This window comes from Pantoea sp. Ap-870, from assembly GCF_011752515.1.
Taxonomy (GTDB): domain Bacteria; phylum Pseudomonadota; class Gammaproteobacteria; order Enterobacterales; family Enterobacteriaceae; genus Pantoea; species Pantoea dispersa.
In genome coordinates this window covers 54,823-66,805 of the sequence record NZ_VWXG01000008.1, presented here as the reverse complement: position 1 = coordinate 66,805, position 11,983 = coordinate 54,823, and the positions used below count along the sequence as shown (strand labels likewise).

11 protein-coding genes and 1 pseudogene are annotated in these 11,983 nt (G+C 59.5%); 8 read left to right on the top strand and 4 right to left on the bottom strand.

Features of this window, described 5'->3' with window-relative positions; translation table 11 throughout:
• The first annotated feature begins 20 nt into the window (after nucleotides 1-20).
• Nucleotides 21-839 (top strand): phosphodiesterase, encoded by an 819-nt coding sequence (locus F3J41_RS18135; protein ID WP_211075318.1) that lies wholly within the window; start codon nucleotides 21-23, stop codon nucleotides 837-839.
• A 166-nt stretch (nucleotides 840-1,005) separates the two neighbouring features.
• Nucleotides 1,006-2,600 (top strand): annotated as a pseudogene (locus F3J41_RS18130) (sensor domain-containing diguanylate cyclase).
• 57 nt (nucleotides 2,601-2,657) lie between these two features.
• Here the strand turns inward: F3J41_RS18130 and bcp are convergent.
• Together bcp and F3J41_RS18120 are read right to left on the bottom strand one after the other, a co-directional pair.
• Nucleotides 2,658-3,125, bottom strand: a complete 468-nt coding sequence (gene bcp, locus F3J41_RS18125) for a thioredoxin-dependent thiol peroxidase (protein WP_021506602.1) — start codon at nucleotides 3,123-3,125, stop codon at nucleotides 2,658-2,660.
• 142 nt (nucleotides 3,126-3,267) lie between these two features.
• Entirely contained in the window at nucleotides 3,268-3,834 is a 567-nt protein-coding gene (locus F3J41_RS18120; RefSeq protein WP_059011708.1) for a glycine cleavage system transcriptional repressor, read from the bottom strand.
• Between the two features lie 143 nt (nucleotides 3,835-3,977).
• Here F3J41_RS18120 and dapA point away from each other — a divergent pair, with 143 nt between their 5' ends.
• The 6 genes from dapA to ypfH all read left to right on the top strand — a co-directional run bounded on the left by dapA (nucleotide 3,978) and on the right by ypfH (nucleotide 10,575).
• Nucleotides 3,978-4,856, top strand: a complete 879-nt coding sequence (gene dapA / locus F3J41_RS18115) for a 4-hydroxy-tetrahydrodipicolinate synthase (protein WP_166711973.1) — start codon at nucleotides 3,978-3,980, stop codon at nucleotides 4,854-4,856.
• Between the two features lie 14 nt (nucleotides 4,857-4,870).
• Entirely contained in the window at nucleotides 4,871-5,902 is a 1,032-nt protein-coding gene (bamC, locus tag F3J41_RS18110; RefSeq protein ID WP_021506605.1) for an outer membrane protein assembly factor BamC, read from the top strand.
• Between the two features lie 144 nt (nucleotides 5,903-6,046).
• Nucleotides 6,047-6,760: a phosphoribosylaminoimidazolesuccinocarboxamide synthase gene (purC, locus tag F3J41_RS18105; RefSeq protein WP_031279423.1), complete on the top strand. Its 714-nt coding sequence runs from the start codon at nucleotides 6,047-6,049 to the stop codon at nucleotides 6,758-6,760.
• Nucleotides 6,761-6,966: 206 nt separating this feature from the next.
• The gene (locus F3J41_RS18100; protein WP_104188645.1) at nucleotides 6,967-7,830 is read left to right on the top strand and encodes a neutral zinc metallopeptidase; all 864 of its coding nucleotides are present in this window, start codon (nucleotides 6,967-6,969) and stop codon (nucleotides 7,828-7,830) included.
• A complete protein-coding gene (locus F3J41_RS18095) occupies nucleotides 7,830-9,806 on the top strand; it encodes a tRNA(Met) cytidine acetyltransferase TmcA (protein ID WP_166711971.1) in 1,977 nt (658 codons plus the stop codon). Before F3J41_RS18100 ends, F3J41_RS18095 begins: the two co-directional genes overlap by 1 nt.
• Nucleotides 9,807-9,879: 73 nt before the next feature.
• Entirely contained in the window at nucleotides 9,880-10,575 is a 696-nt protein-coding gene (gene ypfH / locus F3J41_RS18090) for an esterase (protein ID WP_021508041.1), read from the top strand.
• Between the two features lie 67 nt (nucleotides 10,576-10,642).
• On the opposite strand, the gene F3J41_RS18085 is transcribed toward ypfH, so the two are convergent.
• The gene (locus F3J41_RS18085; protein ID WP_021508042.1) at nucleotides 10,643-10,831 is read right to left on the bottom strand and encodes a YpfN family protein; all 189 of its coding nucleotides are present in this window, start codon (nucleotides 10,829-10,831) and stop codon (nucleotides 10,643-10,645) included.
• A gap of 23 nt (nucleotides 10,832-10,854) precedes the next feature.
• A complete protein-coding gene (gene dapE / locus F3J41_RS18080; RefSeq protein ID WP_010617581.1) occupies nucleotides 10,855-11,982 on the bottom strand; it encodes a succinyl-diaminopimelate desuccinylase in 1,128 nt (375 codons plus the stop codon).
• Between the last annotated feature and the right edge of the window lies 1 nt (nucleotide 11,983).

Here is an 11,983-nt window from a genome sequence, read left to right as displayed (position 1 = left end):
GAGCTGTTGTGACTGACGCAATGACGCTGATTGCGCAAATCAGCGATTTACACATCAAGGCCCATGGCCGTCTCTCCTATAAAAAAGTGGATACGCACGCTGCGCTGCTGCGGGTGATCGACACGCTGAATCAGCTGGTGCCGCGACCGGATACGGTGGTGATTACCGGCGACCTGGTGGATTTTGGCACTGCGGAAGAGTACCAGACGCTGCGCGAGGCGCTGCGCCATCTGCAACTGCCGTTCCTGCTGATGCCGGGCAATCACGACGATCGCCAGCAGCTGCGCGCCGCGTTTCCGGAGCATCACTACCTGCAGCACGGCGAAACGCTCAACTGGCAGATGCGTGTGAATCATCTGCAGCTGCTGGCGCTCGACTCCAGCGTACCGCATCAGCCGTGGGGCTACGTCGATGACGCACAGCTGCAATGGCTGGCTGAGCAGCTGGCGCGTGAGCCTGATTTGCCGACGCTGGTGCTGCTGCATCATCCGCCGTTCCTGAGCGGCATTGGCCATATGGATCGGCAGCCGCTGCGCAATCCGGCGGCGCTGGCTGCCATTATTGGTCAGCATCCCCAGGTGGAACGGGTGCTGAGCGGCCACCTGCACCGCTCGGTGCAGGCGCGTTTTGCCGGCACGCTGGCCTGCGTGGCGCCCGGTGTGTCGCATCAGGTGGCACTGGATTTGCGTGACCACGGTCCGGCGAACTTTGTGCTGGAGCCGCCCGGTTTTCTGCTGCATCGCTGGCAGCCGCAGCAGGGGATGACTACGCATCTGTGCGCGATCGGCGATTATCCAGGACCGTGGCCGTTTTACGATGCGCAGGGTTTAATTGATTAGCACCAGTAATAGCACAATAAAAAAGCGTTCCTGAGGGTCTGCGTCGTAGTCAATTTGGCTCAGAGGTGTACAATTGTCTGTTACCTCACCAGGGTAAACACCTCCAATTATAACAAGATAGTCAGGCACGCTAACTTATGAAGCTACTCACCAGGGCGGTTGCGCCATGTTAACGCGCATCCGGCCAAAAACTGATCTGCGCACGCTGATTGCGCTGCTGGCGATCACCAGTATCGTCATCACACTGGCTAATACGCTGTACGCCACCTGGCGCGTACAGCGCATGGTGTTGATCGAAAGCACCCTTGAAGCCAATCGCGCTTACGCCACCAAACTGGCGGCCACCACCGAAGTGTTTTTCCAGCTGGCGCAGTCGCAGCTGCACTACAGCGCTAATCAGCTGGGTAAAGATTTCGACAATCCCGAACTGCTGCAGCAGGAAGTGAACCGACTGCGCGAACAGACCAGCAGCTTTAACTCGGTGGCGATTGTCGACAGCAACGGCGTGATTAAAGCCATTTCGCCGGAATCGCTGATGCTGAAAGGCATGCAGCTCACCAGCCAGTCTTCGCGCGAAGCGCTGGCGCAGCGCCAGCCGATGGTCAGCCGGCCCACCATTTCTGCCACCAATAACCTGCTGGTGTTTGTTTCCTGGCCGGTGTGGAGCACCGATGGGCGCTATCTTGGCTACGTCGGCGGCACTATTTATCTGAAGAAAAGAGCATTCTCAACGTGCTGCTCGGCGAGCAGTACTATCGTGACGGCACCCATGTTTACGTGCTGGATCGCGAAAACCGCGTGCTGTATCACCAGAACAATCAGCTGATTGGCAAAAACGTGCCGGGCATCGTCAGCGATCGTCAGCGCCAGGAGCACAGCAATGGCGAAGTTCAGCTGACGGAAGAGGGCACGGCGAAGCTGGCGGGCTACGCTGTGGTACCCACCACCGGCTGGATGGTGGTGGCGCTCAAGCCGACAAACGTCACGCTGGCGCCGCTCTCCGGGCTGCTGCTCCAGGTGCTGAAGAATTCGGTGCCGTTTGCGCTGCTGACACTGCTGGTGGCGGTGATTCTGGCCCGGCTGATTGCCTTGCCACTGTGGCAGCTGGCGCGTAAAGCCAGCCAGATGGATACCCAGGGCGTTTCCGGTGAAATTGGCGTGATCCGCGCCTGGTACTTTGAAGCGGCACAGGTGAAGCGCGCGCTGCTCACCGGCATTGGTCTGGTGCAGGATAAAATCGGCCGGCTCAAGTCAGAGGTGCAGAGCGATCCCATGACCAGCCTGCTCAATCGCCGCGGCCTGAGCGCGGTGCTCGACTATTTCGATACCATGCAGCAGCCGTTTGCCGTGCTGGCGCTGGATATTGACCACTTCAAACGGGTGAATGATAACTTCGGGCATGATGTTGGCGACGAGGTGATCAAACAGGTGGCGCGCACGCTGCGCCAGAGCGCGCGTCAGACCGATGTGGTGTGCCGCAACGGCGGCGAGGAGTTTCTGATGTTGCTTCCCGCCACCGCCCCTGATGAAGCGCGGGTGATTGCGGAGCGCGTGCGCACCAGCATTGCCGGCGGCTGGATTGATCCGGTCGGGCAGATCACCATTTCGATTGGTATCGCCAGCTGGCAGCCAACGCACGGCAGTCAGGAACAGATTCTGAAGCAGGCCGATGATGCGCTGTATCAGGCGAAAAACGCCGGACGGAACTGCGTGGTGATCGCCGGGCAGGAAGCGCTGGCCAGCACGGTTTCGCGCTATTAATCGCGCAGCGTCACAGCAGGATAAAAAAACGGGTGCCTGGCGGGCACCCGTTGGTAATCAGGCTGATTTCAGGTAATCGAGCACGATATCGTGGTGGTTCGAGGTTTTAAAATCGTCGAACACCTTCTCCACTTTGCCATCGCCGCCAATCAGGAAGCTGATGCGGTGAATGCCGTCGTAGGTTTTCCCCATAAAGGTTTTCTCACCCCAGACGCCAAACTGCTCGCAAACCTGATGATCTTCATCCGACAACAGGGTGAAGTTGAGCAACTCTTTCTCGACAAAGCGAGACAGTTTTTCCGGCTTGTCGGTGCTGATGCCCAGCACTTCCACGCCAGCCTTCTTTAAATCATCCATGTTATCGCGCAGACCACAGGCCTGCGTGGTGCAGCCCGGCGTCATGGCTTTCGGGTAGAAATAGACCAGAACGCGCTGTCCCTGGAAGTCGGCCAAATTTACTTGTTCGCCATCCTGATCGGGCAAGCTAAATTTCGGTGCGGTGTCACCGGCTTTCAGTGGATTCATCACAACTCTCCATTTTTTTCTTCATGCTGTGGGTAATACACCATCAGCGGCAAAAGCGCCAGGTGGAGTTTACCTCAGGGTTATTTCACTACACGGTATGCCGGCGCGGCAGAGTGTGTGGCGGAATAACCCGGAGCCTGATTCAGACGGCGCTGTGCGCGTCGTCGGTGACACTATAGAGGCGAATTGAACCTTGTGCATGCAGTTCTTCGCACAGCCGATGGAAAGCCTGCTCAAACGGTGCGCTGGCATGATTCGCCGGGCTGTGCGCGGTCATCTGAATATAGAGCACCGGCGGCGCGTCGTCCTGGGCGGGCGTAATGCGCGACACCAGCTCGGCGATGTTCATCTGATGTTTATCGAACAGATCGGTGAAGCGTTCGATGATATGTGGTGAATCCGGCACTTCTACCTGTACCCAGACGGTAGCAGGCATCGGCGGCGTGACGCGCGCATTGGTGCGTTTCATCACGATCAGCAGCTCCAGCTCGGCACCCTTCATCGGCAGGGTCGATTCAATCAGGGTAATGGCGTTCCAGCTGCCGGAGAGCAGCATAATAAAGGTAAACTCGTCGCCCAGCATCGCCAGGCGGCTGTCTTCAATATTGCAACCGCAGCTGCTGACGTGGCGGGTAATAGTATTGACGATACCCGGACGATCAACGCCCAGAGCGGTGATCACCAGATGGTGCGGCTGTGACTGCGGCAAAATGGCGTTTCCTGTACGTTCGCTAATAACCATAAGGTAAACATAAAAAAAACTGCTGACAAGCGCGGTAATGGCGTGGCTCGCTTGCTTTTCTTTCGGCGGAAAACGTAACATGAGGCACTTGTTTGTCGAGGGGATAGCCCATGTTCACCGGAAGTATTGTTGCGCTCATTACGCCTTTGAATGAAAAAGGTGATGTCTGCCGCGCAAGTCTGAAAAAACTGATTGATTATCATGTCGCCAGTGGTACGGCGGCGATTGTTTCTGTTGGCACCACCGGCGAATCCGCGACCCTCAGCCATGAAGAGCATGGCGATGTGGTGATGCAAACCCTGGAGCTGGCCGATGGCCGCATTCCCGTGATTGCCGGGACCGGCGCGAATGCCACCGCCGAAGGGATCTCTCTGACAAAACGCTTTACCGGCACCGGCGTAGTCGGCTGCCTCACCGTGACCCCGTACTATAACCGTCCGACGCAGGAAGGTCTGTACCAGCACTTCAAAGCGATCGCCGAAAGCACCGATCTGCCCCAGATGCTGTATAACGTCCCGTCACGTACCGGCTGTGACATGCTGCCGGAAACCGTTGCCCGCCTGGCTGAAATCAAAAATATTATCGGAATCAAAGAGGCCACCGGGAACTTATCGCGTATTTCGCAGATCCAACAGCTGGTTGGAGATGAGTTCATTATTGTCAGCGGTGATGACGCGACAGCGCTGGACTCCATGCAACTGGGCGGCAAAGGCGTTATTTCGGTCACGGCTAACATTGCAGCACGTGAAATGGTTGAACTCTGTGCGCTGGCACAAGAGGGCAAATTTGCCGAAGCGCGTCGCCTGAATCAGCGTCTGATGCACCTGCACCAGACGCTTTTCTGTGAACCGAATCCTATCCCGGTGAAATGGGCCGCGAAACAGCTAGGATTAATCGCCGATGACACGCTGCGCTTGCCGATGACGCCGCTGACCGAAGCCGGTCAGGCGAAAACCGCGCAGGCGCTGATCCAGACGGGTCTGCGATAATTTAGGGAGAATCAATGAGTTATTCAGTTAAGCGCTCGACGCTGGCAACCGTGGTGGGCCTCTCCACCCTGATGCTGCTAACAGCTTGTTCCAGCGATCAGCGTTATAAGCGCCAGGTCAGCGGTGATGAATCTTACCTGCAGGCGCCTGAACTGCATGATTTAAAAGCCCCGGCGGGCATGATTCTGCCGCTGCAGAATGGTGATTACGATGTGCCGCACAGCGTGGCGAAAGGCGCGCTGGGTAAAGAGCTCGACATCCGTCCACCGGCGCAGCCGCTGGCGCTGATGAACGGCACCCGCGCGCAGTTCACCGGTAACACCGGCGTGCTGGCGGTTGACAGCAGCCGTGGCTCCATCTGGTCGCAGGTGGTGAACGTGGTGCAGTCGTACAAATTCCCGGTTGCCCAGCGTGATGATGCGGCGCAGCAGCTCACCACCGACTGGGTGCAGTGGAACCGTGCTGACGAAGATAACCAGTATCGCGGCCGTTACCAGATCAGCGTGCAGAACCAGGGCTATCAGCAGGTGCTGACCGTACGTCTGCTGGAACTGCAGCAGCAGGGCCAGACGGTCACCACGCCGGTCCAGGTTCAGCGCTATACCGGTCAGATGCTGAATGACATCAGCACCGGTCTGGATAAGATCGATACCGCCAGCCAGGATGCGGCTGCCGGACGTGCCAGCGGACAGATTGATGTCCAGAGCGGCGCGGACGACACCGGTCTGCCACTGCTGGTGCTGCGCTCACCGTTTAACGTCACCTGGCAGCGTCTGCCGGCGGCACTGAAGCGTATGGGCATGGAAGTTACCGATGACAACCGCTCGCAGGGCAGTCTGAAAGTGACCTACAAGCAGCCGGGCAGCAGCGCGTTTGACGCCATCGGCGCGAAAGATCCGGAACTGCCAAACGGCGACTACAAGTTGCAGGTGGGCGATCTCGATAACCGCAGCAGCCTGCAGTTCATCGATCCGAAAGGACACGTACTCACCCAGGCGCAGAATGATGCGCTGGTGGCGGTCCTGCAGGGCGCACTGAACAAATAAATGCAATAAAGGCCGGAGATTCTCCGGCCTTTTTGTTTTGGTTTTGGCATAATAGCGCCCGGCGAGGTAAACGATTGCGTCAGGCAGTCATCGCGCGGTGAAACACCGCTGAACACGGGTTCTTTCATGTTTGGAGTTAACAAGATGCAAAAGCGAGCTGAGTTGTATCGCGGTAAAGCGAAAACCGTATACAGCACCGACAATCCGGATCTGCTGGTACTTGAATTCCGCAACGATACGTCAGCAGGAGACGGTGCACGAATCGAGCAGTTTGATCGTAAAGGCATGGTGAACAACAAGTTCAACCATTTCATCATGACCAAACTGCAGGAAGCGGGCATTCCGACCCAGATGGAAGCGCTGCTTTCTGATAACGAAGCGCTGGTGAAAAAGCTGGAGATGGTGCCGGTAGAGTGCGTGGTGCGCAACCGGGCGGCCGGATCGCTGGTGAAACGTCTGGGCGTGGAAGAGGGCATGCTGCTCAATCCACCGCTGTTTGATCTCTTCCTGAAAGATGACGCCAAACACGACCCGATGGTCAACGAATCGTACTGCGAAACCTTTGGCTGGGTGAGCAAAGCTAACCTGGCGCGCATGCAGGAACTGACCTTCAAAGCCAACGAAGTGCTGAGCAAACTGTTTGATGATGCCGGTCTGATTCTGGTGGACTTCAAGCTGGAGTTCGGTCTGTTCAAAGGTGAAGTGACGCTGGGCGACGAATTCTCGCCAGACGGCGCGCGTCTGTGGGACAAAGAGACCATGGACAAGATGGACAAAGACCGTTTCCGCCAGAGCCTCGGCGGCCTGATCGAAGCGTACGAAGAAGTGGCACACCGTCTGGGTGTCAAACTGGACTAAGCTTCTGCCGGTGTGCGTCACGGTATAACAGACGCAAACCTTTCAGCGCATGAAGGTCGCCCTTGCTGGCGGCCTTTTTTATTGTCTGTTTACGGCCTTCACACTGCACCCTGCGCGCAATCTCGCTCCGCTGGCATCGCATTGCTGGTACTAACCTCTGCCGCCAACTAAAATCATGCAAAAGTCATTGATAACAGGAGCAGGCCATGCGCTGGCAAGGGCGTCGTGAAAGCGACAATGTGGAAGATCGTCGCGGCGATTCGCCGGGTTTTAGTTCTGGCGGACGCCAGATTCGTCTGCCGCGCGGCAAGGGCGGCATTATTCTGCTGATTGTGGTCGCGGTCGCTGGCTATTACGGCTACGACCTCACCGCGCTGCTGGAAGGCGGCACGCCGGTGTCGCAACAGCAGCAGCGTCAGGTCAATTCGGCGCAGGATAACGAGGCGGCCAAATTCACCTCGGTGATCCTCGCCACCACCGAAGATACCTGGGGCAAATTGTTCCAGCAGATGGGCAAACAATACGCGCCGCCAAAGCTGGTGATGTATCGCGGTGCGACGCGCACTAACTGCGGTACCGGCCAGTCGGCAATGGGGCCGTTCTACTGCCCGGCCGATCAGACGGTATATATCGATCTCTCCTTCTATGACGACATGAAAACCAAACTCGGAGCCGGGGGTGATTTTGCCCAGGGTTACGTCATCGCCCACGAAGTAGGGCATCACGTGCAGAAACTGCTGGGGATCGAACCGAAAGTGCGCCAGATGCAGCAGGGTGCTACGCAGGCGCAGGTGAACCAGCTGTCGGTGAAGATGGAGCTGCAGGCGGACTGCTTTGCTGGCGTCTGGGGCCATTACATGCAGCAGGAGAACATTCTTGAGGTGGGCGATTTACAGGAAGCGCTGAACGCCGCCGAGGCGATTGGCGACGATCGTCTGCAGCAGCAAAGTCAGGGGCGCGTAGTGCCGGACAGCTTCACTCACGGCACTTCACAGCAGCGCTACACCTGGTTCAAACGCGGTTTTGACAGCGGCAATCCGGGCCAGTGCAATACCTTCGCCAGTAACTGATGTTGCACGCTGAACTGACGGCGGCGATGCAGCAAGCCGGTATCCGCCGTCTGTGCGTGATTGCCGGTGAGGCTGGCTGGGCGCGCCAGGAAGCGGCCACATGGCAGGCCGCACTGCCAGGTGACTGGTTAACGGTCAGCGACAGCGATGACTTCCCGCAGCGCGTCGCGCCTGCAGCGCTGCGTACCCTGCTGGGCCGGGAATTCCGGCATGCCATTTTTGATGCGCGCCACGGCTTTCACGCGGAAGCGTTCGCTGCGCTGGCCGGGACGCTGCGGGCCGGCAGCTGGCTGCTGTTACTGACGCCAGACTGGAACGCCTGGCCGGCGCAACCCGATCGCGACAGCCTGCGCTGGGCCGATGTCGACCAGCCCATCGCCACGCCGCATTTCATCCACCATGTGCAACAGCATATCCTGCAGGACGCGCAGGTGATGCTGCTGCGTCAGCACCAGACGCCACGCCTGCCGGCACCGCAGTCCTTCGCGCCGTGGCAGTGTCGCGCCCCCGAGCAGCAGGCGCAGATTGTCCGTCAGCTGTGCGCCATGCCGCCCGGTGTCGCGGTGATCATCGCCCCGCGCGGTCGCGGCAAATCGGCGCTGGCGGGGATGCTGGCGCGCCAGACGCAAAGCGCGCTGGTGACGGCGCCGGCCAAAGCCGCGACGGAGGTGCTGGCGCAGTTCGCCGCTGAGCAGTTTAGATTTATGGCCCCGGATGCGATTCTCGCTCAGCCGCAGGAGGCTCAGCCGCTGGCAGAATGGCTGATTGTGGATGAGGCCGCGGCGATCCCCGCGCCGCTGTTACAGCAGCTGGTGCAGCGTTTTCCACGCGTTCTGCTGACCACCACGGTGCAGGGCTACGAAGGTACCGGGCGCGGTTTCATGCTGCGCTTTTGCGCCACGCTGCCGCAGGTGCGCTATTTCCAGCTGGATGAGCCGCTGCGCTGGTCGGCGCAGGATCCGCTGGAGCAGTGGCTGAGTGCGGCGCTGCTGTTTGCTGAGGCCGAAGCCTGCGACGCACCCGCGCAGACAGCGATTTTTGCCGCCACGCCCGCGCAGCACGCCGGCGCCTTACAGGCTGGCTATCGTCTGCTGGCGAGCGCCCACTATCGCACCTCGCCGCTCGATCTGCGACGTATGCTGGATGCGCCCGGCATGCATTTCTGGCTGGCCGGGCAGCCGCAGCAGGTCACCGGCGCGCTGTGGCTGGTGGAAGAGGGCGGACTGGATGCCGCGCTGGCGCAGGCGGTGTGGGCCGGCTTACGTCGTCCGCGCGGCAATCTGGTGGCGCAGTCATTAGCGGCACATGCCGGTTTTACTGAAGCGGCGACGTTACGTTCGCTGCGCATCAGCCGCATCGCCGTGCAGGCCGCGCAGCGCCAGCGCGGCATCGGTCGCGCGCTGGTGGCGACGGCGCGGCAGCAGGCGCAGGGCGCGGACTATCTGTCGGTGAGCTTTGGCTACACCGCAGCGCTGTGGCAGTTCTGGCGCGCCTGCGGCTTTACGCTGGTGCGTATCGGTTCACAGCGCGAAGCCAGCAGCGGTTGCTATGCGGCGATGGCGATTTGTGCGCTGACGCCTGCCGGTGAAGCCCTGCAGCAGCGCGCCGCGCAGCGTCTGGCGCGCGACTGGCCGTGGCTGCAAAAGCTGATCGCGGTGCCGCTGACCCTGTCGTCCACCGACCATCAATCTCTCAGCGTCGACGACTGGCCGCTGCTGGCCGCGTTTGCCTGGGCGCAGCGGCCGTTTGAAGCCAGCTATCCGGTGCTGCAGCGGCTGGCTGGTGTCGCATCGCCACCCTTGCTGTGTGCCATACTGCAACAAAAACAAACGCTGAGTGAAGCGGCACGGCTGGCCGGCGTGAGCGGGCGTAAAGCGCTGATGCTCAGGTTGCGCGCGGAGGCGGCTGACGCACTCACCACGCTGGATGCCGCCGCCGCGCAGCACTGGCAGCAGCGCCTCGGCACATTGCAATAAATCCATTATCTCATTCAAATTTTCCCAATATCACTTTGCCCTCAGCGGCGTATAGTGATTTGAGGAGGACGTTATGGCACTACGATATGTAATTGTTCAGCAACCGGATAACGCCGCGCAGCTGTTTTTGCTGTATCACGGCGTGAACGACAACCCCGATTCGATGGCGCAGATTGGCAGCTGGTTCGCGCAGGCGTTTCCGCAGGCGCAGGTGGTATCGGTGGGCGCACCTTATCCGGCCAGCGCGCCGCAGGGCCGCCAGTGGTATGCCGAGATACCGGAACACGACCGCTCGCAGCAGCAGGGCGTGGACGCGGTGATGCCGTCCTTTGTCGAGTCGGTGCGTCACTGGCAGCAGCAGAGCGGCGTGCGGCCGGAAGCCACCGCGCTGGTCGGTTTTTCGCAGGGCGGCACCATGGTGCTGGAAGGCGTAAAAGCCCAGCCGGATCTGGCGGGGCGCGTGGTGGCCTTTAGCGGCCGCTACGTCACGCTGCCGGAGCAGGCCAGCACGCGCAACACTATCCACCTGATTCACGGCGATTATGACGAGCAGGTGCCGATGCAGCATGCGGAAGCGGCGATGCAGCGCTTAACTGCGCTGGGCGGCGATGTGACGCTGGATATCGTTGACGACCTGCCGCACGCAATTGATGAACGCAGCATGCAGCTGGCGCTGAACCACCTGCGCTATACCGTGCCGCGCCGCTATTTCGATGAGGCGCTGAGCGGGGCGAAGCCGGGCGACGACGATGTGGTGATGATGGTATGAGACCGGCGCGCCATAAAACAAAGGTCGCCGTGCAGGGCGACCTTGTACGCTAAACGATCGGCGGCGACTACTTCTTTTTCGGCCAGTCGTCGTCATCGTCCCACTTATCGTTGAAATCGCGATGCGGTGGCAGATCCGGTTTGTTATCCATATATTTTTTATGATCGATGCGCTTCAGGTCTTTATAGACGTTCATCAGCACGCCCACCATCAGCAGAATCACAATCACCCACCAGTACTCTTTTAACCATTCCATGAGGTTTCTCCTTCAAGGTGCCATCAGGCGATCAGCTGTTCCATAATGCGCTGATACATCCGGCTCAGCAGCTGCAAATCCGAGGCTTTCACGCACTCATTGATCTTATGAATAGTGGCATTCACCGGGCCGAGCTCCACCACCTGTGCGCCCATGCGGGCAATAAAGCGCCCGTCAGAGGTGCCGCCGGTGGTTAACAGCTGCGGCTTGATCTCATTATAGTGCGCCACGGCGTTGACGACCGCATCCACCAGCTTGCCGCGTGAAGTCAGGAATGGCTGACCGGACACATTCCACTCCAGCGTATAGCGCAGCTGGTGGCGATCGAGCAGCGCCGCCACGCGATCTTTGATCATCTGATCGGTCAGTTCGGTGCTGAAGCGGAAGTTAAACTGCACGAAAAACTCGCCGGGAATCACATTGTTACTGCCGGTGCCGGCCTGCACGTTGGCGATCTGCATGCTGGTCGGCGGGAAGAACTCATTGCCCTGATCCCACTCGGTCGCCACCAGCTCGTTGAGCGCCGGCATTGCGCGATGTACCGGGTTATCAGCCAGATGCGGATAAGCCACGTGGCCCTGTACGCCGTGAATGGTCAGATTGGCGGTCATCGAGCCGCGACGGCCATTCTTCACCACGTCGCCAACCACTTCGGTGCTCGACGGTTCGCCGACGAGGCAGTAATCCATACGTTCGTTGCGCGCCATCAGGCGCTCAACCACTTTTACCGTACCGTTGACGGCGCTGGCTTCTTCATCGGAAGTGATGAGAAACGCCAGTCGGCCAGCATGATTGGGATGGGCAGCAACGAAGCGCTCGGCCGCCACCACCATCGCCGCCAGCGAGCCTTTCATGTCTGCAGCGCCACGGCCAAACAGCATGCCGTCGCGAATCGACGGTTCAAACGGCGGGCTGATCCAACGGTTGGCATCGCCCGGCGGCACCACATCAGTGTGCCCGGCAAAAGCCAGCGTTTCGCCCTGGCCGCGCGTGGCCCAGAAGTTAAGCGTATCGCCAATGTGCATCGGCTCGACGTGGAAACCAATCGCCTCCAGGCGCGCTATTAACATGGCCTGGCAACCGGCGTCATCCGGACTAAGCGAGGGGCGACGAATAAGCTGCTGAGCCAGCTCAATGACCGGACAGAACATG